This is a genomic window from Aestuariivirga sp. (genome assembly GCF_020252405.1).
Taxonomy (GTDB): domain Bacteria; phylum Pseudomonadota; class Alphaproteobacteria; order Rhizobiales; family Aestuariivirgaceae; genus Aestuariivirga.
Genome location: NZ_JADCDA010000088.1, coordinates 1 through 26,332 on the forward strand (window position 1 = coordinate 1; position 26,332 = coordinate 26,332).

21 protein-coding genes are annotated in these 26,332 nt (G+C 66.3%); 19 read left to right on the top strand and 2 right to left on the bottom strand.

Annotation, left to right across the window (positions count from 1 at the left end; translation table 11 throughout):
• The 13 genes from IOC69_RS12535 to ftsZ all read left to right on the top strand — a co-directional run.
• Positions 1 to 1,271 (top strand): UDP-N-acetylmuramoyl-L-alanyl-D-glutamate--2,6-diaminopimelate ligase (locus IOC69_RS12535; protein ID WP_290543897.1); only part of this gene is annotated, 1,271 nt, incomplete at its 5' end.
• Positions 1,264 to 2,688 carry a UDP-N-acetylmuramoylalanyl-D-glutamyl-2,6-diaminopimelate--D-alanyl-D-alanine ligase gene (locus IOC69_RS12540; protein WP_290543898.1) on the top strand — a complete coding sequence of 475 codons (1,425 nt, stop codon included), beginning with the start codon at positions 1,264 to 1,266 and terminating at the stop codon, positions 2,686 to 2,688. The genes IOC69_RS12535 and IOC69_RS12540, both read left to right, overlap by 8 nt.
• A complete protein-coding gene (gene mraY, locus IOC69_RS12545; RefSeq protein WP_290543899.1) occupies positions 2,688 to 3,776 on the top strand; it encodes a phospho-N-acetylmuramoyl-pentapeptide-transferase in 1,089 nt (362 codons plus the stop codon). The genes IOC69_RS12540 and mraY overlap by 1 nt, the downstream gene beginning before the upstream one ends.
• A 3-nt stretch (positions 3,777 to 3,779) precedes the next feature.
• Positions 3,780 to 5,201: a UDP-N-acetylmuramoyl-L-alanine--D-glutamate ligase gene (gene murD / locus IOC69_RS12550; protein ID WP_290543900.1), complete on the top strand. Its 1,422-nt coding sequence runs from the start codon at positions 3,780 to 3,782 to the stop codon at positions 5,199 to 5,201.
• Complete coding sequence (locus IOC69_RS12555; protein ID WP_290543901.1) at positions 5,185 to 6,330, top strand: putative peptidoglycan glycosyltransferase FtsW; 1,146 nt, start codon at positions 5,185 to 5,187, stop codon at positions 6,328 to 6,330. Before murD ends, IOC69_RS12555 begins: the two co-directional genes overlap by 17 nt.
• On the top strand, positions 6,330 to 7,421 hold the full coding sequence (gene murG, locus IOC69_RS12560) for an undecaprenyldiphospho-muramoylpentapeptide beta-N-acetylglucosaminyltransferase (RefSeq protein WP_290543902.1): 1,092 nt from the start codon (positions 6,330 to 6,332) through the stop codon (positions 7,419 to 7,421). The genes IOC69_RS12555 and murG overlap by 1 nt, the downstream gene beginning before the upstream one ends.
• Positions 7,422 to 7,424: 3 nt before the next feature.
• Positions 7,425 to 8,840 carry a UDP-N-acetylmuramate--L-alanine ligase gene (gene murC / locus IOC69_RS12565; protein ID WP_290543903.1) on the top strand — a complete coding sequence of 472 codons (1,416 nt, stop codon included), beginning with the start codon at positions 7,425 to 7,427 and terminating at the stop codon, positions 8,838 to 8,840.
• Positions 8,837 to 9,766 carry a UDP-N-acetylmuramate dehydrogenase gene (murB, locus tag IOC69_RS12570; RefSeq protein WP_290543904.1) on the top strand — a complete coding sequence of 310 codons (930 nt, stop codon included), beginning with the start codon at positions 8,837 to 8,839 and terminating at the stop codon, positions 9,764 to 9,766. Before murC ends, murB begins: the two co-directional genes overlap by 4 nt.
• Positions 9,763 to 10,695 carry a D-alanine--D-alanine ligase gene (locus IOC69_RS12575; protein ID WP_290543905.1) on the top strand — a complete coding sequence of 311 codons (933 nt, stop codon included), beginning with the start codon at positions 9,763 to 9,765 and terminating at the stop codon, positions 10,693 to 10,695. The genes murB and IOC69_RS12575 overlap by 4 nt, the downstream gene beginning before the upstream one ends.
• The gene (locus tag IOC69_RS12580; protein ID WP_290543906.1) at positions 10,692 to 11,546 is read left to right on the top strand and encodes a cell division protein FtsQ/DivIB; all 855 of its coding nucleotides are present in this window, start codon (positions 10,692 to 10,694) and stop codon (positions 11,544 to 11,546) included. The genes IOC69_RS12575 and IOC69_RS12580 overlap by 4 nt, the downstream gene beginning before the upstream one ends.
• 40 nt (positions 11,547 to 11,586) lie before the next feature.
• Positions 11,587 to 12,912: a cell division protein FtsA gene (gene ftsA / locus IOC69_RS12585; protein ID WP_290543907.1), complete on the top strand. Its 1,326-nt coding sequence runs from the start codon at positions 11,587 to 11,589 to the stop codon at positions 12,910 to 12,912.
• 57 nt (positions 12,913 to 12,969) lie between these two features.
• On the top strand, positions 12,970 to 14,286 hold the full coding sequence (locus tag IOC69_RS12590; RefSeq protein ID WP_290543908.1) for a hemolysin family protein: 1,317 nt from the start codon (positions 12,970 to 12,972) through the stop codon (positions 14,284 to 14,286).
• Between the two features lie 138 nt (positions 14,287 to 14,424).
• A complete protein-coding gene (ftsZ, locus tag IOC69_RS12595) occupies positions 14,425 to 16,035 on the top strand; it encodes a cell division protein FtsZ (protein WP_290543909.1) in 1,611 nt (536 codons plus the stop codon).
• 60 nt (positions 16,036 to 16,095) lie between these two features.
• On the opposite strand, the gene IOC69_RS12600 is transcribed toward ftsZ, so the two are convergent.
• Positions 16,096 to 16,320: a hypothetical protein gene (locus IOC69_RS12600; RefSeq protein WP_290543917.1), complete on the bottom strand. Its 225-nt coding sequence runs from the start codon at positions 16,318 to 16,320 to the stop codon at positions 16,096 to 16,098.
• Between IOC69_RS12600 and IOC69_RS12605 the strand changes: the two genes are divergently transcribed.
• The 4 genes from IOC69_RS12605 (at position 16,247) to IOC69_RS12620 (ending at position 22,199) form a co-directional block, all read left to right on the top strand.
• On the top strand, positions 16,247 to 17,065 hold the full coding sequence (locus IOC69_RS12605) for an outer membrane protein assembly factor BamD (RefSeq protein ID WP_290543916.1): 819 nt from the start codon (positions 16,247 to 16,249) through the stop codon (positions 17,063 to 17,065). The two genes, IOC69_RS12600 and IOC69_RS12605, sit on opposite strands and share 74 nt — an antisense overlap.
• A gap of 44 nt (positions 17,066 to 17,109) precedes the next feature.
• Positions 17,110 to 18,780 (top strand): DNA repair protein RecN, encoded by a 1,671-nt coding sequence (gene recN / locus IOC69_RS12610; protein WP_290543910.1) that lies wholly within the window; start codon positions 17,110 to 17,112, stop codon positions 18,778 to 18,780.
• 3 nt (positions 18,781 to 18,783) lie between these two features.
• Complete coding sequence (ligA, locus tag IOC69_RS12615; RefSeq protein ID WP_290543911.1) at positions 18,784 to 20,892, top strand: NAD-dependent DNA ligase LigA; 2,109 nt, start codon at positions 18,784 to 18,786, stop codon at positions 20,890 to 20,892.
• A gap of 284 nt (positions 20,893 to 21,176) precedes the next feature.
• A complete protein-coding gene (locus tag IOC69_RS12620) occupies positions 21,177 to 22,199 on the top strand; it encodes a glycosyltransferase family 92 protein (protein WP_290543912.1) in 1,023 nt (340 codons plus the stop codon).
• A 271-nt stretch (positions 22,200 to 22,470) separates the two neighbouring features.
• On the opposite strand, the gene IOC69_RS12625 is transcribed toward IOC69_RS12620, so the two are convergent.
• Positions 22,471 to 24,255: an aminopeptidase P family protein gene (locus IOC69_RS12625; protein WP_290543913.1), complete on the bottom strand. Its 1,785-nt coding sequence runs from the start codon at positions 24,253 to 24,255 to the stop codon at positions 22,471 to 22,473.
• Positions 24,256 to 24,364: 109 nt separating this feature from the next.
• Here IOC69_RS12625 and IOC69_RS12630 point away from each other — a divergent pair, with 109 nt between their 5' ends.
• Both IOC69_RS12630 and IOC69_RS12635 read left to right on the top strand, forming a co-directional pair.
• On the top strand, positions 24,365 to 25,732 hold the full coding sequence (locus IOC69_RS12630; RefSeq protein WP_290543914.1) for a hypothetical protein: 1,368 nt from the start codon (positions 24,365 to 24,367) through the stop codon (positions 25,730 to 25,732).
• Positions 25,733 to 25,933: 201 nt separating this feature from the next.
• Positions 25,934 to 26,143: a cold-shock protein gene (locus IOC69_RS12635; protein ID WP_290543915.1), complete on the top strand. Its 210-nt coding sequence runs from the start codon at positions 25,934 to 25,936 to the stop codon at positions 26,141 to 26,143.
• Positions 26,144 to 26,332 lie beyond the last annotated feature (189 nt).

Here is a 26,332-nt window from a genome sequence, read left to right on the forward strand (position 1 = left end):
CGGTGCTCGCGGGCGAGGGGGCCAAGGCGCCGGGCGTGCCGATGATCGTCTCATCCAATCCGCGCCGGCTTTTCGCCCGCATGGCGGCGCGCTTCCATGGCCGCCAGCCGGACACCGTCGTCGCCGTCACCGGAACGAGCGGCAAGACCTCTGTTGCCACCTTCGTGCGCGAGATCTGGACCGCCATGGGCTTCCGCGCCGCGAGCCTCGGCACCGTGGGCCTCGTCTCGCCCTCCGGCACGGAGAAGCTCGAGCACACCACGCCCGATGCGATGACATTGCAGGAGCTGGCGCATCGGCTTGCGGCTGAAAAGGTGGAGCACCTCGCCATCGAGGCCTCGAGCCACGGTCTCGACCAGTATCGCCTCGACGGCCTGCGCATCGCGGCGGCAGGCTTCACCAATCTCTCGCATGACCATCTCGACTATCATCCGACGGTCGAGGACTACTTCAATGCCAAGATGCGGCTGTTCGAGGAGCTGATCGCACCGGGCGGGGCCGCCGTCATCAATGTCGATACGCCGCGCGGCGGGGAGGCCGCGCGCCGCGCCGCCGCGCATGGGCTGAAGGTGTGGAGCGTGGGCCTTGAGGGCGAGACCATCCGTGTGCTCGGCGTGCGCCGCGAGGCGGGGAGCCAGCACATCGCAGTGGCCGTTCATGGCCGGACCTACGATGTGGACCTGCCGCTGGCCGGTGACTTTCAGGTGTCCAATGCGCTGATCGCCGCCGGTCTCGTGCTTGCCACGGGCGGCGACGAAGCGCAGGCGATGCATGCGCTGCAGTCGCTGAAGGGGGCGAAGGGCCGGCTCGAACTCGTCGGGCGCACGGCGGCGGGAGCGCCCGTCTTCGTCGATTATGCCCACAAGCCCGATGCGCTGGAGAACGCGCTGGCCTCGCTGCGGCCCTATACGAAGGGCCGCCTCTTCGTTGTCTTCGGCTGCGGCGGCGACCGCGACCGGGCCAAGCGCCCGATCATGGGCGGGATCGCGGCCAGGCTCGCCGACAAGGTCTATGTGACGGATGACAATCCGCGTACGGAGGAACCCGCGTCCATCCGCGCCGCCATCATGGCCGCCGCGCCGGGTGCCACCGAGATCGGCGACCGCGCCGCGGCGATCCGCGCGGCGGTCGATGCGCTGCGGGCGGGCGACGTGCTGATCGTCGCCGGCAAGGGCCATGAGGAGGGCCAGAAGTCCGGAAGCCGGGTTATTCCCTTCAGCGACCATGAGGCCGTGGAGGCCGCCATCAGGGGCGAGGACTACCATGGCTGAGGCGCTGTGGACCGTTGACGAACTCCTCGCCGCCACGGGCGGCAAACTGCATGGCAGTGCGAGAAAGCCGCTCGCCGCCGTTGCCATCGACTCGCGCGCCGTTGGGCAGGGCGACATTTTCGTCGCCATCAAGGGCGGCAAGCATGACGGGCATGACTTCGTCGCCAGCGCCCTGACGGCCGGCGCCGGCCTTGGCCTCGTGTCGCGGGTGACGCCGGAAATGCTGGCGGCGGGGGCAGTTCTCGAAGTGGCGGAAGATCCGCTGCGCGGGCTCGAGAAGATGGGGCTTGCGGCGCGCGCGCGCAGCCTGGCGCAGATCGTGGCCGTTACGGGAAGCGTGGGCAAGACCTCGACCAAGGAAATGCTGCGCACCGCGCTTTCGGCCTCGGGCGAGACGCATGCGTCCGCGGCCTCCTTCAACAACCACTGGGGCGTGCCGCTGACGCTGGCGCGCTTGCCGCGCGGCGCCGCCTTCGGCGTTTTCGAGATCGGCATGAATCATGCGGGCGAGATCACGCCGCTTGTCGGCATGGTGCGGCCGCATGTGGCGATCATCACGACGATTGCCGAAAGCCATCTCGGAAACTTCGCGTCTCTCCAAGAGATCGCCGATGCCAAGGCCGAGATCTTCACCGGCATCGTGGAGAGCGGCAGCGCCGTCATCAGCCGCGACACGCCTTATTTCGAACGGCTCTCCGCCGCGGCCTGGGCGTCCGGCGTGCGCAGTGTCGTGTCCTTCGGCAGGCACGCGGACGCGGATGTGCGGATCGAGCGCGTGGCGCTGCTCCCTGACTGCTGCCACGTCACGGCGGACGTGATGGGCGAAACCGTGTCCTACACGCTCGGCCTGCCCGGCGAGCACATGGCGGTGAACAGCCTTGCCGTTCTGGCGACAGCCAAGCTGACAGGCGCCAATCTGGCGCGCGCGGCGCTGGCGCTGGCCAAGGCTGCGCCGTCCAGGGGCCGCGGCGCGCGCGAGAGACTTTCGATCACGGGCGGCGAACTGCTGCTGATCGACGAGAGCTACAATGCCAATCCGGCTTCCGTTGCGGCAGCACTCAGGCTTCTGGGCGCGGCGCAGCCGCCGCGCGGCGGACGCCGCATCGCGGTGCTGGGCGACATGCTGGAACTGGGCGAGCAGGGTCCTGAATTGCACGCCGGATTGCTCGAACCGATGGACGCCGCCGAAGTCGATGTCCTATATGCAGCCGGTCCTCTCATGGCGAATCTCTGGGCGCGCGTCGCCCCTCACCGGCGTGGCGCCCATGCGCATTCCTCCGAAGGATTGCGCGATGCGCTGCTCAAGGGCCTGCAGGCCGGCGACGTGGTGATGGTCAAGGGTTCGCTCGGCAGCCGCATGGGGCCGCTGGTGGAGGCGATCCGGGCGGCCTATCCGCCGCTTGCCAAGGAGACCTGATGCTTTTCCTTCTGTTCAGCAGCCTCGCTGATGAGGTGTCGCCCTTCAACGTGTTCCGCTATCAGACGTCGCGGACCGGGCTTGCCATCATAACCGCTCTGCTCTTCGTCTTCCTGTTCGGGCCGCGCATCATCTCGCTGCTCAAGGTGAAGCAGGGGCGCGGCCAGCCCATCCGCTCCGACGGGCCGCAGCGCCACATCGTGGAAAAGCAGGGCACGCCGACCATGGGCGGTCTGATGATCCTGTCAGGCATCTTCGTCGGCACGCTGCTGTGGGCGGATCTGCGCAATCTCTATGTCTGGGCCGTGCTTTTCGTGACGCTGGGCTTCGGCGCCATCGGCTTCTATGACGATTATCTCAAGGTCACCAAGGCGACGACCAAGGGCTTCTCCGGCAAGGTGCGGCTGGCGGCCGAATTCGCCATCGCCGGGGTCGCGGTCGGCATCTTCATGTGGATCGGCGGCAAGCCGCTGTCGACCTCGCTGGCGGTGCCTTTCTTCAAGGACCTGCTCATTCCCTTCGGAATGTTCTTCATCTTCGTCGGCGTCTTCGTGGTGGTGGGCGCCGGCAATGCGGTGAACATGACGGACGGGCTCGACGGTCTCGCGATCGTTCCGGTGATGATCGCCGCGGCAAGCCTCGGGCTCATCGTCTATCTCGTCGGCAATTATAACTTTTCGAACTATCTCGAATTGCATTTCGTGCGCGGGGCGGGCGAACTCGCCATCATCTGCGGCGCCATCGTGGGGGCAGGGCTCGGCTTCCTGTGGTTCAACGCGCCGCCCGCCATGATCTTCATGGGCGACACGGGCTCGCTCTCGCTCGGCGGCGCCCTGGGCGCCATCGCGGTGGCGGCCAAGCACGAGATCGTGCTCGGCATCATCGGCGGGTTGTTCGTGCTGGAAACGCTTTCTGTCATCATCCAGGTCGCCTCCTTCAAAATGACGGGAAAGCGCGTCTTCGCCATGGCCCCGCTGCATCACCACTTCGAGCAGAAGGGGTGGAAGGAACCCACCATCGTCATCCGCTTCTGGATCATCGCCATCGTGCTGGCGCTGATCGGGCTTTCGACGCTGAAGCTGAGGTGATCCTTGTTCCCGGCGATCACATTCAAGGGCAAGACCGTCGCCGTCTTCGGCCTCGCGCGCTCCGGCACCGCGGCGATCGAGGCGCTGCAGCTGGGCGGCGCCACGGTGCATGGCTGGGATGACGAGCCCGAAGCAGTGGAGAAGGCCAGGGCCGCCGGACTGCCGGTCAGCAACCTGCATCAGCTCGACTTCGCGGCACTGGATACCCTGGTGCTGAGCCCCGGCGTGCCGCTCACCCACCCTGCGCCGCACTGGACCGTGCTGAAGGCGCGCCATGCCGGGACCGAGGTGCTCGGCGATACGGAAATCTTCGCGCGCGAGGCGCGGGCCGCGGGCGCCCGCATCGTCGCCATCACCGGCACCAACGGCAAGTCGACCACCACGGCGCTGACCGGCCATGTGCTGGCCGAGGCCGGGCTCGACGTCGATGTGGGCGGCAACATCGGCAAAGCGGTGTTCCTGCTGCGCCAGCCGGTCAGGGGCCGCGTTTATGTGCTGGAGCTCTCGTCCTTCCAGATCGACCTGATGCCGCGGCTGAAGCCCGACGTCGGCATTCTCACCAACATCACGCCCGACCATCTTGACCGCCACGGCACGATGGAGAATTACGCCGCGGTGAAGGCGCGCATCTTTGAAGGCCAGCACACGGGCGACACCGCGCTGTGCGGCATCGACGACGATTGGTGCGCGGCGATTGCCGGGCGCGCGGCCGCCACGGGTGCCGACGTGAGGCGCGTGTCCGTGGTGAAGGATGTGGTGGACGGCATCGCGGCGCATGACGGCGTGCTGCGCGACAGGCGCGCGGGCGTGGTGATGGCCGAGATCGATCTCCGCGCCATGCCGGCGCTGAAGGGGCGGCACAACTGGCAGAATGCCTGCATGGCCTATGGCGCGGCCACCGCGCTGGGCATCGGCGTCAAGACCATTGCCGCGGCGATGACGGGCTTCCCCGGCCTTGCGCACCGCATGCAGCAGGTGGGGCGCCATGGCGCCATTGCCTTCGTCAACGACTCCAAGGCCACCAATGCCGATGCGGCTGAGAAGGCGCTCTCGTCCTTCAGCAACATCTACTGGATCGCCGGCGGAATCGCCAAGGCAGGCGGCATCGAACCCCTGAAGCCGCTGTTCGGCAATGTGGCGCGGGCCTATCTGATCGGGCAGGCGGCCAGGGAGTTTGCCACCACCATCGGCGCCGCCATTCCGCATGAAGACTGCGGCACGCTGGAAAACGCCGTGGCCGCGGCCCTTCGCGACGCGCGGAAGGACCGAAAGCCGGGCGCCGTGGTTCTGCTGTCGCCCGCCTGCGCCAGCTTCGACCAGTATCCCAATTTCGAGGAGCGGGGCGATGCCTTCGTCAAGGCCGTGTCGCTGCTTTCCGGTGTCGAGATGACAATTCCAGGAGATGCCCATGCTGCTCGGACGTAGCGACCGCGGCCTGCTCGCGCGCTGGTGGTTCACGGTGGACCGCGGCCTGATGTTCGCGGTGCTCCTTCTCATGGCCTCGGGCGTGCTCGTTTCCATGGCGGCAAGCCCGCCGGTCGCGGAGCGCATCGGCGCGGACACCTTCCACTTCATCAAGGGCCAGACGTTCTATCTGGCTTTCGCGGCGCCGGTGCTGGTGACGCTCTCCTTCTTCCCGCCGCGCTATGCGCGCCGCGCCGGGCTTTTCGTGTTCTGCGCGGCGCTGGGTCTGATGGCGGCCGCGCTTTTCTTCGGGCCGGAGATCAAGGGCGCGCATCGCTGGATCAATATCGGGCCGGTCAGCCTGCAGCCCTCGGAATTCGCCAAGCCAGCCTTCGTCGTCGTCGCGGCCTGGTTCCTCGCCGAGCATACGCGGCGGCCGGAAATGCCAGGCCAGATCATCGCACTGCTGTTTGCCGCGGCTTTCGTCGGGTTGCTCGTCATGCAGCCGGATTACGGGCAGACGGCGCTGGTCATTCTCACCTTCGGCTCGATGCTGCTGATCTATGGCATTTCGTGGTTCACCGTGCTGGGGCTTGGCGCGCTGGGCGCCGCGGGCGTGTTTGCGGCCTATGAGCTGGTCGATCATGTGCGTTCGCGCGTCGACCGTTTCATGAGCCCCGACAAGGGCGACACCTTTCAGGTGGACACCGCGCTGCAGGCCTTCCGGAACGGCGGGCTGATGGGCGCCGGCCCCGGAGGCGGCGAAGCCAAGCTGGTGCTGCCCGACGCCCACACCGACTTCACCTTCGCCGTGGTGGGCGAGGAATTCGGTCTCATCGCCTGCCTCATGCTCATGTCGCTCTTCGCCTTCGTGGTGCTGAAAATTCTGGTGCGCGCCAAGCAGGAGCCGGACCCGTTTCCGGCGCTGGCGCTCTCCGGCCTCGGCCTGATCTTCGGCTTCCAGGCGGTCATCAACATGGGCGTCAACGTGGCGCTGCTGCCGGCCAAGGGCATGACGCTGCCGTTCATCTCCTATGGCGGCTCCTCGCTGCTCGGCATGGCCTTCGGCATGGGGCTGGTGTTGGCCCTGGGCCGCAAGCGCTTCGGCGGGCGTTCGAGCGTGCCCGAGCTCAACGTGTCCTACGCCTGATGAGCAAGGGCGTCTTCGTCCTCGCGGCCGGCGGCACCGGCGGGCATTTGTTCCCCGCCCAGGCGCTGGCGGAGGAGCTGATCCGGCGGGGCTATGCGATCCACCTGATGACCGACGAGCGCGTGCGGGACTACGGCAAATCCTTCCCCGCCGCCGAGACGCATATCGTGCCCTCGGCCACGCTGTCGCTCTCGAAGCCGTGGCTGGCGCCCGGCCGCGCGCTGCGGCTCTATGGCGGCTACCGCGCCGCACGCGCGATCCTGAAGCGTGTGAGGCCGCTCGCCGTCATCGGTTTCGGCGGTTATCCGTCCTTCCCGCCCATCATGGCGGCGGCGCGGCTGAAGATTCCATCCTGTGTCCATGACCAGAACGCGGTGATGGGCCGCGCCAATCGCGTGCTGGCGAAATGGGCCGATGCGGTGGCCTCCTCCTTCCCAACGCTGATGGGGCTTCCAGGGGACGCAAGGAACAAGCTGACCTTCACCGGCAATCCGGTGCGCGATATTGCGCTCAAGGAGAAGGGCGCGCCTTACCCCGGTTTCGACACGTTCAACCTGCTCGTCTTCGGCGGCAGCCAGGGCGCGCAGTTCTTCGGCGAGTTCATGCCCAGGGTCTTTGCCGCGATGACGCCGGAGCAGCGGCGCGGCATCAAGCTCACCCAGCAGGTGCGGGCCGAGAACATGGACGCGGTCTCCTCCGCCTACAAGGCGATGGAGCTTGACTGCGAGCTCAGCCCCTTCTTCATGGATATGCCCAGGCGCATTGCCAATGCGCATCTCGTGGTCTGCCGCTCCGGCGCCTCGACCATTGCGGAGCTGGGCGTCATCGGCCGCCCCGCGGTGATGGCGCCGCTGCCGCATGCGCTGGACAATGACCAGCTGCGCAATGCCGAAAGCTTCGCAAGCGCGGGGGCGGGCTGGGTGAAACCGCAGGCCACGCTGGCGCCCGGGGCCTTCGCCCAATTTCTGACATCACTGCGCTCTCAACAGAGCCAACTTCAACAGGCGGCGGCGGCGGCGCTGAAGCACGGGAAACCCGATGCGGCCCAGCGACTTGCGGACCTCGCCGAAAAACTCGGCAAGGGACGGTAACTTATGAAACTTCCGGGCAATGTCGGCCCTATCCACTTCATCGGCATCGGCGGCATCGGCATGAGCGGCATCGCCGAGGTGATGGCGACGCTGGGCTACAAGGTGCAGGGCTCCGACCTCACCGACAATTACAACGTGGCGCGGCTGAGGAAGAACGGCATCGATGTCCATGTCGGCCACAAGGCGGAGAACCTCGGCGACGCGCAGGTGGTGGTCGTCTCCTCGGCCGTCAGGGACGACAACCCGGAGCTTGCCGAAGCCCGCAACCGCCACCTGCCCATCGTGCGCCGCGCCGAGATGCTGGCCGAGCTGATGCGCTTCAAGTCCTGCGTCGCCGTTGGCGGCACGCACGGCAAGACGACCACCACATCGCTGGTGGCGGCGCTGCTCGATGCCGGAAACCTTGACCCGACCGTCATCAACGGCGGCATCATCAACGCCTATGGCACCAATGCCAGGCTCGGCAAGGGCGACTGGATGGTGGTGGAATCGGACGAGTCCGACGGCACCTTCGTCAAACTCCCCGCCGACATCGTGATCGTCACCAACATCGACCCCGAGCACCTCGACCATTACGGCACCTTCGACAGGGCCAAGGAGGCCTTCCTCGCCTTCGTCGAGAATATTCCCTTCTATGGCTTTGCCGTGATGTGCATCGACCATCCGGTGGTGCAGGAGATGATCGGCAAGGTGAGGGACCGCCGCGTCATCACCTATGGCCGCAGCCCGCAGGCCGACGTGCGCCTCACCGATGTGCGCTACGAGGATGGCGAGACGCGTTTTTCGGTGCGCCTGACCAACCGCCGCACCGGAGCGGCTCACGACATCGGCAATCTGAGCCTCGCCATTCCGGGCGATCACAATGCGCTGAATTCGACGGCGGCCCTGGCCGTGGCGAAGGAGCTCGGGCTTTCGGACGACGACATCCGCAAGGGCTTCAGGAGCTTCTCCGGCGTCAAGCGCCGCTTCACGCGCACCGGCGAGCACAATGGCGTCGCCGTTTTCGACGATTACGGCCACCACCCGGTGGAAATCGCCGCGGTGCTGAAGGCGGCGCGCGGGGTCGCCAGGGGCAAGGTGATCGCGGTGATGCAGCCGCACCGCTATACACGCCTCTCCTCCCTGTTCAACGAGTTCTGCACCTGCTTCAACGATGCCGACAGCGTGATCGTGGCCCCCGTCTATGCGGCGGGTGAGCAGCCGATCGAGGGCGCTTCGCACACCGCGCTCGCCGAGGGTCTGAAGTCGCGCGGGCACCGCTCGGTCTACACCATCGACAAGCCGGAGCAGCTTGCCCCGCTGGTGCGCGGCATGGCCAGGCCCGGCGACATTGTGATGTGTCTCGGCGCGGGCACCATCACCCAATGGGCCTATGCGCTGCCGGGCCAGCTTGAGGCCTTCGACAAGGCGCAGTCATGACCAGGCTCGATGGCGCGGCCCTGCTGCAGCGCCTGCCGCGGGCGCGGGGCAGGCTCGAAGCCAATGCGCCGCTCGCCGAATTGACATGGTTCCGCGCCGGAGGCGCGGCGGAGGCGCTGTTCACGCCCGCCGACGAAGCAGACCTCGCGGCGTTCCTGAGTGGCACGCCGATGGATGTGCCGGTCTGTGTGATCGGCGTTGGCTCCAACCTGCTGGTGCGCGATGGCGGCGTGCCCGGCGTGGTGATCAGGCTGGGCAAGGGCTTTGCCGGGATCAGCGAGGAGCCGGGCCACCGCGTGAGGGCCGGGACGGCGGCGCTGGACGTGCGGGTCGCCCGTTTCGCGCTGGAGAAAAGTATCGACTCGTTAACCTTTCTGAGAGGTATACCGGGCACCATCGGTGGCGCGTTGCGCATGAACGCCGGGGCCTATGGTGGAGAGACCAGGGACATTCTGATCGAGGCGCGCGCAGTCGACCGGTCAGGGGCCATTCGCGTGCTTTCCAATGCGGACATGAAATACGCCTACCGCCATTGCGGCGCGCCCGAGGACCTCGTCTTCACGCAGGCGCTGTTCCAGGGCCGGGCGGGCGATGCCGCCGGGATTTCCGCCGCCATGGACAAGATTACGGAGAGCCGCGAGGCCACCCAGCCGATCAAGAGCCGTACGGGCGGTTCCACCTTCAAGAACCCGCCTGGCAACAAGTCCTGGCAGCTGATCGACAAGGCCGGCATGCGCGGCTTTGCCGTGGGGCCCGCCAGGGTGTCCGAGCTGCACTGCAACTTTCTGATCAACGGTGGTGGGGCAACCGCCGCGCAGATCGAGGCGCTTGGCGAGACCGTTCGCGCGAGGGTGAAGGCCACGTCGGGCATCGACCTCGAGTGGGAAATCAAGCGCATCGGCCTCAAGGCTGAGGGCGAGGCATGAGCCGCGTGCCGTCCCATACGACGGTTGCCGTGCTACTCGGAGGCTGGTCCGCCGAGCGTGAGGTGAGCCTCAGCTCCGGCAAGGCCTGCGCGGCGGCGCTGCAGCGCGCGGGCTTCAAGGTGACGCCCATCGATGTGAGGCGCGAGACCGTCGTTTCGGAGCTGCAGCGGGTGAGGCCGGACGTCGCTTTCAACGCGCTGCACGGCAAGTGGGGCGAGGACGGCTGCTGCGCGGCGATCCTCGAGACGCTGCGGATACCCTACACCCATTCCGGTGTTCTGGCCTCGTCGCTGGCCATGCACAAGGAGAAGTCTAAGGCGGTGTTCCGCGCCGCCGGCATTCCGGTGGCCGAGAGCATGCTGGCGCCGCTGGAGGAGGTGGCGGCATCGCACCCGATGAAGCCGCCTTACGTGGTGAAGCCCGTGGCGGAAGGTTCCAGCCTGGGTGTCCACATCGTGCGCGAGGGCGCCAACGCGCCGGTGACGGCGGTGCTGGCCGAGCGCGCCATCTTCGGCAGCCATGCCATGGTGGAGCGCTTCGTTCCGGGCCGCGAACTCACCTGCGCGGTCGTCGGCGGCACGGCGCTGGGCGTGATCGACATCGTGTCCAGAGGCTCCGGCTGGTATGACTACGAGGCCAAATACGCCCCCGGCGGCTCGCAGCACATTCTGCCCGCGCGGATCCCGGCGGATGTTTACAATGCGTGCCGACGCTATGCGCTGGCCGCGCACGATGCACTGGGCTGCCGCGGCGTGTCGCGCGCCGATTTCCGCTATGACGACAAGACGGGCGAGTTGATCGTGCTGGAGGTGAACACTCAGCCCGGCATGACCGGCACATCGCTGGTGCCCGAACTCGCCGTCCATGCGGGCCTGAGCTATGAGGAGCTCGTGACCTGGATGGTCGGCGACGCGTCGGTGGACAGATGACGCAAGGCGCCGCCGTCTACAAGCGCCGCCGCCGCAGCTGGCTCGACCACGGCAACAGCTTCAGGCTGCGCGTCCTGACGCGCGCCTCCGCGCTGCTCATGCTTGGCGGCGTGATCATGGCCGGCCTCGTCAATGGCGGCCACCTGTCTTACAACGGCAGCCCCTGGCTGCTGCTGCCCGGCAGGGCCGCGGGCGTGGTCGGCATGGCCGCACAGGAAATCACCATCACGGGCCTTGAGCACCATGAGCCGGAAACGCTTCTTTCCGCCATCAGTGTGGAGCCAGGAGGCTCGCTGATGGGCTTCGATGCCATTCAGGCCCGCAACATTCTGCAGAACCTCGACTGGGTGCAGTCGGCCAAGGTGCAGCGGCTGTTTCCCAACCAGCTTGTCGTCGAAGTGAGGGAGCGCGAGCCCTTCGCCATCTGGCAGCGCGGCACAGCTTACTACGTGATCGACAAGGCGGGTGCGGCGATGAGCGGCCTCGAGGCTTCGCAGATGGTTCGCCTGCCGCTGGTGACGGGCGAGGGGGCCAATGCCGCGGCTGCGGAACTCATTAACCAACTTGCAGCCTATCCCGACTTATTGTTGCAGGTGAAGGCGTCGGCCCGTGTCGGCAGCCGGCGCTGGACCCTTTATCTCGACAACGGCATCACGGTGCAGTTGCCGGAAAGAGACTGGCAGCAGGCAATCGCCATGGCGGACCAGCTGAACAAGACGCAGAGGATTCTGGCGCGCGGCATCCGCTCGCTGGACCTGAGGCTTCCGGGCCGGGTGACGGTGGAAGTGGCGGAAAGCGCCGCAGCGGGAGTGCAACCCGCGGACAAGAAGACGGTGGCCGGCGCCAATTGACGCCGGCCGGAGCAACGTGAGTTCCCGGGGGGTGGCGTAGATGACGGTCGTTCAGTTTCAGGCCAGGAGCGCGGCAAAGGCCACGGTGGCGCCGAAGGGCAGCCTTGTCGCGGCGCTTGACATCGGCTCGACCAAGATCGGCTGTCTCATCGCGGAGGTTGTTCCCGCCAGGCACCGCACAGCTGAATCGGACGACAAACACACCCTCAAGGTACTCGGCGCGGGCTATCAGCTTTCCCGCGGCGTCCGCGGCGGCGCCATCGTCAATATGGACGAAGCCGAGCGCGCCATCCGCCTCACGGTGGATGCCGCCGAGCGTATGGCCCAGCGCACGATCAGCGAGAACTATGTGAACGTCTCGGGCGGGCGCCCGCAGTCGCAGCGCTATATCGGATCGGTGCCGGCCCAGGGCGGACAGGTTATGCAGCGCGACATGAACCGCGCACTCGACGCCGCCCTCGACCAGGTCGACCCCGGCCGCCGCTCCATCATGCACATCACGCCGCTGCAGTATCACCTCGACGACGCCAGCGGCATCAAGGACCCGGCCGGCTTGTTCGGCGACAATCTGGCGCTGGACCTCAGCGTCGTCACCGTCGAGGCGCCGCATCTCAAAAATCTCGTCATGGCGGTGGAGCGGGCGCATCTCTCCGTCGCCGGCTTTGTGATTGCGCCCTATGCGGCGGCCCGCGCCGTGCTGGCCGAAGACGAGAGGGCGCTCGGCGTCACCGTCGTCGACATGGGCGGCTCCACCACTTCCTTCGCGGTGTTCCACGACAACCACCTGGTCATGGCGGACGTGGTGCCGGTCGGCGGCCAGCACATCACCAACGACATCGCGCGCGGCCTTTCCACCACCATCGCGCATGCCGAGCGCATGAAGACGCTGTGGGGCTCGGCGCTGTCGAGCAGTGTCGACGAGCGCGAGATGATCTCGGTGCCGCTGTTGGGCGAGCGCGGCGTGGACACGGTGCAGCAGGTGCCGAAGTCGATGCTGACCGGCATCATCCGCCCGCGCCTCGAAGAGACCTTCGAGATGCTGAGGAACCGCCTGGACGGATCGGGTCATGCTCATTTCGGCGGCTGCCGCATGGTGATCACCGGCGGCGCCAGCCAGCTCAACGGCGTGCAGGAGGTGGCCCGCCAGTGGACCGGCCGCCAGGTGCGCCTTGGCGCTCCCGCCCACGTCAAGGGCATGCCGGAAACCGCGCATGCGCCTGCCTTCGCGGTCTGTGCGGGACTGCTCAACTATGCGCTGAAGCCGGACGAGCACTGTGAGCTTCCCAAGCACAAGGCCAAGCAGGTGGAGCGCGCCCAGCAGAATTACGTCACCCGCGTCGGCCGCTGGATCGCCGAGAGCTTCTGACCCCAAGCCCGGGCGGATTTGCGCCGGGGCCGCAGAGCGCCTATATGCGGGTCTTCCATGGTCGCGCTTGAAATTCTGCTGGTCCTCGCCCTCGTGGCGCTGAATGGTCTTCTCGCCATGTCGGAGCTGGCCATCGTCTCCTCCCGCACCGGGCGCCTCAGGTCGATGAGCGACAGGGGAGTGAAAGGCGCGCGCGCCGCCCTGCAGCTGGCGGAGAACCCGGGCCGCTTCCTGTCCACCGTGCAGGTCGGTATCAGCCTCGTCGGCATTCTCGCGGGCGCATTTTCAGGGGCGGCGCTGGGCGACAGGCTGTCAGGCGTGCTGGAACGCCTCGGCATGCCGCACAGCTATGCGGGACCGGCGGGCTTCACCCTGGTTGTCACCATTATTACGTTTATATCTGTTATCATTGGTGAACTTGTACCAAAGCAGTTGGCGCTGAAGCATCCGGAGGCGATCGCCTGCCGGGTGGCCTACCCGATGGACCTTCTCTCGCGCATTGCCGGACCCTTCGTCTGGCTGCTTGACGGCTCGGGCCGGGCGCTGATCCGTCTTCTCGGCCTTAAGGGGTCGAGCGAGGCCTCCGTCACCGACGAGGAGATCAAGTCGCTCATTGCCGAGGCGGAGTCTGCCGGCGTCATCGAGAGCGGCGAGCGTGACATGATCGCCGGCGTGATGCGGCTGGGCGACAGGCCGGTGCGGGCGTTGATGACGCCGATGACCGACATTGACCTGATCGGCATCGGCGACGGGCCGGGCGACATCAAAAAGAAGATCCTGGCAACGCCACATTCGCGCATCCCCGTCCATGGCGAGGACGCCGACGAGGTGATCGGCATCGTCGTCATCAAGGACGTGGCGGACGCGCTGCTCGAGCGGCGCAAGCTCGAAATCGGCAAGCTGGTGCAAAAGGCGCCGGTGATCCCGGAATCGATGCCTGCTCTGGAGGCGATGGAGCTGTTTCGCGGCTCGTCCATCCATATGGCTTTCGTGCAGGACGAATATGGCCGGACGCTCGGACTCGTCACCGCCGCCGACCTGCTGAGCGCCATCGCCGGCAGTCTGGAGCCGGCAGGCGAGGGCGACGAACGCGCCGTCCAGCGCGACGACGGGTCTTGGCTGCTGCCGGGCGACATGGCGGTGGACGAGATGGCGGAGCTGATCGGCTTCGCCCTGCCGCCCCGGCGGCGCTATGAGACCGTGGCGGGCCTTGTCATCGACGCGCTCAAGCATCTGCCGTCGCTAGGCCAGGCGGTGAAGCTGGGCGGCTGGCGATTCGAGGTCGTGGACCTTGATGGCCGCAGGGTCGACAAGGTCCTGGCGAGCCGCGCGGCCGAGACCCATCGCCCGGCGCGCAGGGCGGCCTCAGCCTGAACCGGAGGTTAACCCGGAGCTCCATTACCAGCCAGAAAATCAGGCAAAAAGGGGTCATGGTTAGCGGGCATTAACCATTTGTTATGGTTTTGGTAAGAAATAGGTAAGTGGGCAAATCAATTTCGGGCGCCACGCAACATGACCATCAACCTCACCGTTCCGAATCTCTCCGATCTCAAACCCCGCATTGCCGTTTTCGGCGTCGGAGGCGCTGGCGGCAACGCTGTCAACAATATGATCGAGAGCCGGCTGGAGGGAGTCGAGTTCGTCGTCGCCAACACCGATGCGCAAGCCCTCATGCAGAACGCCGCGCAACGCCGCATACAGATGGGCACGGCCCTGACCCAGGGGCTGGGCGCCGGCTCCCAGCCGCAGATCGGCGCAGCCGCCGCCGAGGAGGCGCTGCCCGAAATCCTCGACCATCTCGCGGGCGCCCACATGGCTTTCATCACCGCCGGCATGGGCGGCGGCACCGGAACGGGTGCGGCCCCCGTCATCGCCCGGGCGGCCAAGGAGCAGGGCATCCTGACCGTCGGCGTCGTCACCAAGCCGTTCCAGTTCGAGGGTGTGCGCCGCCAGCAGACGGCCGAGCGCGGCATCGAGCAGCTGGCGAAACACGTGGACACGCTGATCGTCATTCCCAACCAGAACCTGTTCCGCGTCGCCAACGAGAAGACCACCTTCGCCGCGGCCTTCGCCATGGCCGACCAGGTGCTCTATTCCGGCGTCGCCTCGATCACCGAGCTGATGACCAAGGAAGGCCTGATCAACCTCGACTTCGCCGATGTCCGCGCCATCATGAGCGAGATGGGCCGCGCCATGATGGGCACCGGCGAAGCCTCGGGCGACAAGCGCGCCATCGAGGCGGCCGAGGCCGCCATCTCCAACCCGCTGCTTGACGATGTGTCGATGCGCGGCGCCCGCGGCCTGCTGATCTCCATCACCGGCGGCCCGGACCTGACCCTTTATGAAGTGGACGAAGCCGCCACCCGCATCCGCGAGGAAGTTGACCCGGAGGCCAACATCATTCTCGGGGCCACCTTCGACGAATCGCTCGAGGGCATCATGCGCGTGTCGGTGGTTGCCACCGGGCTTGCCGCCGAAGCCCTGAAGGGCGGCAAGTCTGCTCCCGTCGAGGAAGAGACCGAGAAGCCCTCCGTCTTCGGTTGGACCGGCAAGCAGGCCGCGCCCGTGAAGAAACCGCCGGCACCCGCCGTTGCCGCCCCCGCGGCGGTTGTCGCTCCTGCGCCGGTTGCCGCCGCGACGGGCATCCCCGTGGCCCCGCGCGTTGCGGCGCCTGCGCCACAGCCAACCTTCGCCGCCGCGCCGCTCGCCGCCCAGGCCCGCACCGTCGAAGAAACCGAGCCGCTGCTGCGCCTTTCCGCTGCCGCCATCCCGGAGCGTTCGCCCACGCCCGCCGCCCGCGTGCGCATGCCCGCCATCGAGGACTTTCCGCCGCAGGTGAAGAAGCAGATCGAGGCCCAGCAGACCCGTATCGAGACCATCGCCGCCCAGGCCGAGAAGAAGAAGCCCGGCCTGTTCCAGCGCCTTGCCTCGGTGGGCCTTGGCCGCAAGGACGACCCGGCGTCTGCCCCGCGCGAGCCCTCGATTGCCTTGCAGCCAGCGCCGCAGCGCCCGGCAATTCAACCGCGTGCTCATGCGCCCGCCCCCCAGGCGCATCACAACGAACAGCACCTCGACGATGACCAGCTGGAAATTCCGGCCTTCCTTCGCCGCCAGTCCAACTGATTGAACCAGCAAGGGAATAGCTTGAACCCGGCGGGTCACACTTCCGCCGGGTTTGGTGCATTAAACGCTTGGCATGCTGGCGTCCGGCGCGCCGCGGTCCAACGTGTGGCGGGTGCAGGTGGGGTTTTCGGTGCGGTTGACGAAACGGATTTCGCAGGGTGTTGCGGCAGCGCTGGCCGGTGTCTTGCTGTCCGGTTGCGCGTCGAGCCTGATGGACGGCATATGGGGTGACGACAGCGCCTCCTCCGCCGCTGCCGCCTCCACTGCCGCGGTTGCCCCCGACATGGCTGCCGCACAGGAGACGGCCACCGTCGCCAAGCTCTACAATGCGGCGCTCACCGACCTGAACGGCGGCTCGCTGAAATCTGCGCTGAAGCAGTTCGGCGAGGTGGAGCGGCAATATCCCTATTCGAGCTACGCCACCCAGGCCATCCTCATGCAGGCCTATATCGCCTACAAACTGGCCAAGTGGGACGACGCGGTGAACGCCGCCAACCGTTACATCACGCTGCATCCGGGCGGCAAGGATGTGGGCTATGCCTATTACCTTGCCGCCGTCTGCAATTATGACCAGATCGGCAACACCAAGCACGACCAGTCCTCGACCAAGAAAGCGCTGGAGGCCCTGCAGGAGGTGGCGCAACGCTTCCCCGACACCCCCTATGCGGCGGATGCCACGCAGAAGGTGCTGGTGGCGCGCGACCACCTCGCCGGCAAGGAAATGGAAGTTGGCCGCTATTACTACCGGCAGGGCGCCTATCTGGCCGGCATCAACCGTTTCAAGACTGTCGTCACCGACTACCGCAACACCAGCCAGACGCCGGAGGCGCTCTACCGCCTGACGGAGGGCTATATGGCGCTGGGCGTGGTGTCAGAGGCCCAGACGGCCGCCGCGGTGCTCGGCGCCAATTACCCCCAGTCCCAGTGGTACAGAGATGCCTATACGTTGGTTTCCAACGACGGCCTGTCGCCCGAGGCCAGCAAGGAATCCTGGATCTCCAAGGCCTTCGACGCGGTCAACCCGCTGTAATTCGGCTGTCGCGCCGGCGTGCGACTCCGCTATAAATGTTGGCCATGCTGACTGCTCTCTCCATTCGCGACATCGTCCTGATCGAGAAACTCGACATCGCTCTCGACAAGGGTCTGACCGTGCTCACCGGCGAAACCGGCGCGGGCAAGTCGATCCTGCTCGATGCGCTGGGCCTGGCGCTGGGCGCGCGCGGCGACTCCTCCCTGGTGCGGGCCGGCGCGGAGCGTGGCGTGGTGACAGCGGCCTTCGCGCTGCCGCGCAGCCACCCGGCCTTCGCGATTCTGAGGGAGCAGGGGGTGGACGGCGAGGGCGAACTCGTCATCCGCCGCATCCAGAATGCCGATGGGCCGAGCCGTGCCGCCATCAACGACCAGCCGGTGAGCCTCAACCTGCTGCGCCAGATCGCCGGCGCCCTGGCCGAGATCCACGGTCAGCATGCCGACCGCGCGCTCGTCGACGTCACCGCGCACCGGCTCCTGCTCGATGCTTTCGGCGGCCATGAGGCCGAAGTGAGCGATGTGGCTGCCCTGTGGGCGCGCTCGTCCGCCGCCGGGGAAGCGCTGAACGAACACCGCGCGCTGATGGACCGTGCCGAAGCCGAGCGCGACTATCTCGAACATGCCGCGGATGAACTGCGTGCCCTCAACCCCATCCCCGGCGAGGAGGGGCTGCTTGCCGAGGCCCGCCAGATGATGATGTCGGCCGAACAATATGCCGAAGCCCTGACCGACGCCGAAGAGGCGCTGGCGGGCGACGGCACCTCGGTGGCCCGCCTCAATGCGGCGCTGCGCAAGCTGGAACGCCGCCGCGAGACGGCCGGGGGCCGGCTTGATCATGTGTGCCAGGCGCTGGACCGCGTGCTGGCGGAGGTGAGCGAGGCCGAGCGCGCCATTGCGGAGGCGCGGCGCGCCTTTGTTTTCGATCCGAAGGAGCTGGAAAAATCCGAGGAACGGCTGTTCGCGCTCAGGGCCGCGGCGCGCAAGTTCAAGTGCACGGTCGATACGCTGGCCGATGTGCGCGAACGCTTCGACGCCGAGCTGAAGGCGTTGACCGACGGCGGCGGCCGCCTGAAGAAACTCGAGCAGGAGTTCAAGGCGGCGCGCGAAGCGTTTGATGCAGCGGCCGAGAAGCTTTCCAACAAGCGGCGCAAGACGGCGAAGGCGCTCGACAAGGCGGTGATGGCGGAACTGCCGCCCCTGAAGCTCGAACGCGCCCGTTTCGAGACAGCGCTCGACACCGATGCGGGCAGGCCGGGCCCGACCGGCATAGACCGGGTCGAGTTCATGGTCGCCGCCAATCCCGGAACGCCGCTTGCGCCGCTGATGAAGGTGGCCTCGGGCGGCGAGCTCGCGCGCTTCATGCTGGCGCTCAAGGTGATCCTCGCCTCCAGGGGCTCCGCCCCCACGCTCGTCTTCGACGAGATCGACACGGGTGTGGGCGGTGCGGTGGCAGACGCCATCGGGGCGCGGCTTTCCCGTCTCGCCGAAAACCTGCAGGTCCTTGCCGTCACCCACAGCCCGCAGGTGGCGGCGCGCGCCTGCCAGCACATGCTGATCTCCAAGATGGAGGAAGTCGCCTCGAAGCGCATGGTGACGCGCGTGCAGCCGCTTTCCGACCAGAGCCGCCGCGAGGAGGTGGCCCGCATGCTGTCCGGCGCCAGGGTGACGGACGCCGCGCGCGCCCAGGCGGATGAGCTGCTGGGGGCCAGGGGATAGTCCATGGTGAAGAAAGCGCAATCCCCCGTCGGGGATCTGACCCTCAGCGAGGCCTCGGCCGAATTGGCCGCGCTCGCCGCCGAGATTGCCAGGCATGACCGTGCTTACCACGAACAGGATGCGCCGCTGATCCCGGACGCCGAATATGACGAATTGCGCCAGCGCAACGAGGCGATCGAGGCGCGCTTTCCGGAACTGATCCGCGGGGATTCGCCGTCGCGCCGCGTGGGTTCGGGCCCGGCGGAGAAATTCGGCAAGGTGCGCCATGCAGTGCCCATGCTGTCGCTCTCCAACGCCTTTTCGGAGGAGGATGCGCGCGATTTCGTGGGCCGCATCCGCCGCTTCCTCGATTTGCCCGTGGATGAAGAGGTGGCGGTCACCGCCGAGCCCAAAATCGACGGCCTCTCCATGTCGCTGCGCTACGAGAACCGCAAGCTGGTGCAGGCGGCAACACGCGGCGATGGCTATGAGGGCGAGAACGTCACGGCCAATATCATGACCATCCATGACGCGCCGAAGCGGCTTGATGGCTCCGCGCCCCAGCTGATCGAGATCCGCGGCGAGATCTATATGAGCCATAAGGATTTCGCCGCGCTGAATGCCAGGCAGATTGCGGCGGGCGAGAAGGTTTTCGCCAATCCGCGCAATGCCGCAGCAGGCTCGCTGCGCCAGCTCGATGCCGCCATCACGGCGGCGCGGCCGCTTCGGTTCTTCGCCTATGCCTGGGGCGAGGCGCCGGAGCTTCCCGCGAAGACCCAGATGGGCGTGATCGAGGCCTTCGCGTCATGGGGTCTGCCCACCAATCCGCTGACCAGGCTCTGCCATTCGGTGGAGGAGCTGCTGGCGCAATATCGCCTCATCGAGTCCGAGCGCGCCGAACTCGGCTATGACATCGACGGCGTCGTCTACAAGGTGAACCGGCTGGACTGGCAGCAGCGGCTGGGCTTTGTCTCCCGCAGTCCACGCTGGGGCCTTGCCCACAAATTCTCAGCCGAGAAGGCGGCGACGGTGCTGGAAAAGATTGACATTCAGGTTGGCCGCACCGGTGCGCTCACCCCGGTGGCGCGGCTGAAGCCCGTCACCGTGGGCGGGGTCGTCGTCACCAATGCGACACTCCACAACGAGGACGAGATCGCCCGCAAGGACATCCGCGAGGGCGACACGGTGATCGTGCAGCGCGCCGGCGACGTGATCCCGCAAATCCTTGGCTTCGTGCCGGAGAAGCGCCCGCGGGATGCGAAGCCCTACCGTTTTCCGCAGCAATGCCCGGTTTGCCACTCCCATGCGGTGCGCGAGGAGCGGACCGCGGGCAAGGTCGATGCGGTGCGCCGCTGCACCGGCGGCCTCATCTGCGCGGCACAGCGGGTCGAGCGGCTCAAGCATTTCGCCTCGCGCAATGCCTTCGACATCGAGGGGCTGGGCGACAGGATCATCGGGGAATTCTACGCCGGCGGCCTCATCGCCTGGCCGCATGACGTGTTCACGCTGGAAGAGCGCGACAAGGCATCGCCGAACCGATTGAAGGACCGCGAGGGCTGGGGCGAGGCCAGCGTCGGCAAGCTTTTCGCCGCCATCGACGAGCGCCGCAGCATCGGCCTCGACCGCTTCATTTTCGCGCTCGGCATCCGCCATGTGGGCGAGACCACGGCGCGGGCACTGGCGCGGGCCTATGGAACCGCGGATCACTTCCGCGGGCAGATGATCGCGGCGGGCGCGATAGAGGGCGATGCCTGGGGCGGGCTCAACGCCATCGACGGCATCGGCGGGGTGGTGGCGGAGGCCGTCGTGCAGTTCTTCGCCGAACCGCATAACCGCGAGGTGGTGGACGAGCTCCTCAAGCACGTCACCGTCACCGCCCTCGAAGCGCGCAGCACCACCTCGCCCGTCGCCGGCAAGACGGTTGTCTTCACCGGCGCGCTCGAACGCATGACACGCGAGGAGGCCAAGGCCATGGCGGAGCGGCTGGGGGCGAAGGTCGCCGGTTCCGTTTCGAAGAAGACCGACCTCCTGGTTGTCGGCCCCGGCGCCGGTTCCAAGCTGAAGGACGCCGAGAAACATGGTGTCGAAGTGATCGACGAGGCCACCTGGTTCGAGCGGGTGGGAGGCCTGTGAATTCGGCGCACCCCGATGTTCTCACCGGCCTCAGCCAGCGCAACGGGTCCTCAGCTGCGAATGCGCTTGAGGGCGTAAAGTTGCGCGGGCCATGGCCCGCGGGGCGAGAGCGGCCCGGGTTGTCTCCGTCTCAATCCATATGGGCGTCCGGCGGCAATCGAGTAGTGAAAATGTTCTGGACAAGAATAAGCAAGATGAATAGAGACCGCGCGTTCTTGTGCATCATGCTGACGGCGCACGCGTGAGCCGTATTTCGATCGTATGATTGTTCCTGAAGCCGCCATGTGCTGCTGAACAGCGTCCTGCGCGCGCAAGCGCAGATTGTGTGTTTCAGATTTGCCCGGGGCCAAACGAGGTCGAGTTCCATGCGTTTATTTCGAAACCTCCGTCGCTTGTGGCGCGGAAAGACCATCAAGCGCGTGCGTGCAAGGGTTGTTCCGGGGAAGGTCATCCACACGCTCTCGATCGTCTCGACTGTTCGCAATGAGGCGCACAACCTCCCGGAGTGGATCGATTTCCACCTAGCCCAGGGGGTCGATCATCTCTACCTCTTCGACAATGAAAGCACGGACGCAACGCCGCAGTTGCTTTCATCTTACGCAAGGTCAGGTCTCGTGACCGTCATCCCCTGGCCGCACCGCAAGGGTTATCACACCCAGTCGCGGGCCTTCGCTCACGCGCTCCGGAACTTCGGCGGCGCCAACCGGTGGATGGCCTTCATTGACGTGGACGAGTTCCTCTATTGCCCCGATGGGCAGGCCTTGCCGGAATTCCTCGCGGGCTTCGCGCACCGGCCGGCGCTCCTCGTCAACCGGTTCACCTATGGGACATCGGGATTTGAGACGCCGCCCCCTGATGTCACCGGCCATTATTTCTGGCGCATGGCCGCTCCCGAAGGTCCTTTCCACATGAGAAACCTTTTGGCGCCGAAGTCGATCATCCAGCCCCTCCACGTCACGGCCGCCAACGGTGGCCACACTTTTATTCTGCGCGACAGCATTTACAACGGATATGACGAGGCGGACACGCCCATCCTGCGGCGGCAGGCACCGGCATTCCGGGCGGAGCGGATCCGCATCAATCACTATTACACCAAGGATCGGCAGTCCTTTATGATCCGCGTCTCGCGCGGCAAGACGGTTTCGAACATGGTGGTTCCGGAATCGCACTGGCTCGAGCTCCTGAATGAAGTCGAGAGCAAGGCCATCGTTCATGATGACAGCATCTGCCGTGTAAGGCCGACTGCGCGCCAGGCTGCCGTTCCCGTCAGTCCGCATGGAAGTGCCCAGTCGTCTGTCTCGGACTGATGCTTCGAACGCGTAACATCGCTTGAAGCGTCTTGCGGGCAAGTGTTATCGCTTGCGGCGCGGGGAAAGCTCCAGAGTCAAGAGCCGGTGCATCCTTATGCCCTGAGGCGCGAGTGCTCGGCCGCTGTCGAGTCCGGGAACCCTGGCTGGAACGGCTCGCCGCGGCCCATTGGTCGGAGGAGGAACTGGCGAGTGGTGCGGTTTGGACCCGCGTTATCCGGGGCGATCGAGGCACGTCGGCAGGCCCCGGCAGCGAAGCAGGAGCCGCAGGTCAGCCCAGCGGCGCGCAGGCACCTCTGAGCCAATCCAGTTCCGCGCCATCGAGGCGGTCGCCCACCTCCTTCAGCACGCGGGCGTGATAGGCGTCGAGCCATGTGCGCTCGGCTTCCGACAGCAGCTCCACCGCGATGAGCCGCCGGTCGATGGGGGCGAGCGTCAGTGTTTCGAAGCCCAGCATCGGGCGCTCGCCGCCGGCGACGGGCCTGGCCTCATGCACCATCACCAAATTCTCGATGCGGATGCCGTAATCGCCCTGCTTATAGAAGCCCGGCTCGTTCGAAAGGATCATGCCGGGCTCCAGCGGTGTCCTGTCCGACTTGTTGATGCGGGCCGGGCCCTCATGCACCGAGAGATAGGCGCCGACGCCGTGACCGGTGCCGTGGTCGAAGTCGAGCCCCGCGCACCACAAATGCCGGCGCGCCAGAATATCGATCTGCGAGCCCGTCGTGCCCTTCGGGAAGCGGATCATGGAGAGGCCCACCATGCCTTTCAGCACGCGGGTGAAGCGGTCGTTCATCTCCGCCGTGGGCGTTCCCACGATCACCGTGCGGGTGATGTCCGTCGTGCCGTCGATGTATTGCGCGCCGCTGTCGATAAGGAATATCTCGTTGAGGCTCAGCTTGCGGTTCGACTCCTCCGTCGCATGGTAATGCGGAATGGCGGCATGGGGGCCCGACGCCGGAATGGTTTCGAAGGAGAGGTCCTTCAATTCGTCCGTTTCGGCGCGGAAGGCCTTGAGCTTCGCCGCGGCGTCGAGTTCGGTGAGGCCGCCCTTCGGCGCTTCCTTCTCCAGCCAGCAGAGAAAACGGCTGACCGCGACGCCGTCCCGCCTCTGGGCGGCGCGCGCGCCTTCCTGCTCGGTGGCATTCTTGCGCGCCTTGGGCAGCAGCACGGGGTCGGCCCCCGTCACCACTGTCGCCCTGGCCTTCACCAGCATCCCGCGGATGCGCTCCGGCGTCCAAGCGGGGTCGATCAGCACGCGGGCCCGCGCCTTTCCAAGCGCTTTCAGCGCCGCGCCGATGTCCCCGGGCTCATGCGGGGTGGCGATGGCTTTGAGATGCTGCCTCACATCCTCCGGCAGCTTCTCCCCCGCGATGAAGATCTGCGCCTTGCCCCTCGCGGGCAGGATTGCATAGGCTGCCACCACCGGCGTATGCGGCACGTCGAAGCCGCGCAGGTTGAACAGCCAGGCGACAGAGTCCGGTTGCGTCAGCACCATCGCATCGATGCTGGAGAGCCCCTTGCGCAGGTCCTTGATCTTCTCCGCCGCGGTGCGGCCGGCAAATTGCGTGGGCTGGGTGGCAAGTTCCGCCATGGGCCGCGGCGGCTGGTCCTTCCACACGGCATCAATGGGATTGGTCTCGACCGGCACAAAGGCAGCCCCCACCGCGGCGCAGGCCTCGGCCAGGCGCTTGGCCTGCCCGGCGGTGACCAGCCACGGGTCGAAGCCCAGCCGGCTGCCCTTCTTGAGGTTCTTGCCGATCCACTGGTCGGGCGGCTCGTCCATCAAATGGAAGGGCGCGAAGATCTTCTCGTCCACCTGCTGGCGCACCTGGATCACATAGCGCCCATCGACGAAGATCGCCGCCTTCTTCAGCGTGACGATGGCAACTCCCGCGCTGCCGCGGAAATTGGTGAGCCAGCGCAGCCGCTCGGCATAGGCGGGAACATATTCCCCCTGGAATTCATCGGCCCGGGGCACGAAGAAGCCGGTGAGCTTGCGTCGCTTCAGTTCGGCCCGGAGCAGGGCAACGCGGGTCTTGTGGGCGCCGGTCATGAGACATGACTTAACCCGGCTCGTGAACTGCGGCAACTGCAGCCGTTCATCAAGGAAGGTCTTTTCAGCAAACAGGGGTGTGATATGGCTCCCGGAAGGGAGGGTCCGGATGTTCAGCGTGCTGTCACTGGCAAGGGTGCGCGGAGAGGCGCTGGGCTGCTTGTTATTCGTTCTGCTGTTCCAGCTCTGCTACAGCGCGGCACCTGTCTATCTCTCGCGCGTGGCGGCGAGTTCTCCAAGGGCGGAGGAGATGACGACGGCGGTCGTCGTATTCCTGATCCTCTATTTCTTGCCATACCCGCTGACCTATGCCGCCGCATTGTTCCGCGCCCTGTGGCGAACCACCGCGAGCCGCGCATTCTATGAGCAGGTCTACCGGCGCAAGGAGGGCAGGATTGCGGAGGCGACCAGCCGGCAGGCGGACAAGACCTTCGCCACCGTGATTTCCGCCACTGGGCAGGAACTCATGTTCGACTGCATCACCTTCGTCTACGACTCTTTCCTGCTGCTCTGCTCGTCGCTGCTCTCGGTGGTTCTCATTTCGTTGTTCGTGCTCAAGGGATTTGCGCTGGCCTATGTCGTCAGCGCAATCCTTTGCGCTGTATTGCTGTGGCGGCTGGGACCTTGGCAGGTCCGGATGTCGGCTGCCTATGAGAAGAGTTACAACCGGCTCGTCACCGCGCTGCCCGAAGGGTGGCTGGCCAACACGCTTGGCGACAGGCAGGCCGTGTCGCATTTCATGCGGCTCTTCGCCCGGCGCTGGCGGCTTAACCGACGGATGGCCTTCGCCTCCATGAACGCCTTTCGTGCCTTCGACATGCTTCAGGCGATCAGCATCTGGGCACCGGCGAGTCTCGTCATCCTGCTGCAGTTGCGGTCGATGACGGCGACGGAGATGGTGGCGCTGGCCATCGTGCTGCCGCGGCTCACCGAGGCGCTGCTGGACATCTCCAATCTTGTCGGCAATGCCGCTGATTACCTGGCGCTCAGGGGCCGGGCCGACTGGCTCAACCGTGCGCTGGCCGAGAGCCCGTCAGATCTCGGGCAGCGTCTCGATCTTGCGCGGATCAGGATCATGAAGAAGCATGACGGAGGCTGGCATGTGCTGCGTGCGAAGACGGCGGATGAGGCGCTGGCGGCGATGATGGATGCGGGGCGCTATGCCGTCTCCGGCCCCAATGGGTCCGGGAAGACCACGTTGATGCTGCTGCTCAAGCAGCGCGATCGCGAGAGGGCTGTCTACCTCCCGGCGCAGAGCTTTCTGTTTCCGTCGATCCGCTCCGGGCTGTCCATCGGCCAGCGCAAGCTCAGGGACCTGCAGCGCGGCTTCTCGCTCAAGGAGGCTGCAACGTGCTTCTTGCTCGACGAATGGGACGCCAATCTCGATCCCGCCAACCGCCAGGCGGTGTCATCGCTGCTTGATGACTTGTCGCAGACCCATACGGTCATCGAGGTCAGCCACCGCATGCCGCCGTGAAAGAAATACCCGCAATCGATCTTGCAACCCGGCATGAACTGCGACATATATTCCTCACTCGAAAACTGGGCCGGACGATTGGCCGCTTCGCTACCCCGCTGGGCCGCGCACGCTAGACTCCTCCAATTCTCGATCAATGTCCTGGCGCGCCCCGAAAGACCGCGTCAGGACTGACGACAACCCAACGTAAGGAAGACACCCATGGATACGGGTACTGTGAAGTGGTTCAATGAGCAGAAGGGCTATGGCTTCATTCAGCCGGACAAGGGCCAGAAGGACATTTTCGTCCACATTTCCGCCGTCGAGCGCGCCGGTCTGCGCACGCTGAAGGAGGGCCAGAAGGTCTCCTATGAGGTCGTGACCGACAAGCGCACGGGCCGCGCCTCCGCCGGAAACCTCGCCGCCGCCTGAACGGGCCACCGATTTCACGCCAGATGCCCGACCGAAAGGCCGGGCATTTTGTTTGCGGGGCATTCAAGACTAAAGCGGCGGGCGGTCAGTTGACTCCATGAGGGTTCCCCCTCCCCACAAAGCCCCGCCCTCATCTTTCCTCTCCCCCACCGGGGGAGAGGGCAGGGTGAGGGGGTCTGTCCGTGTTCA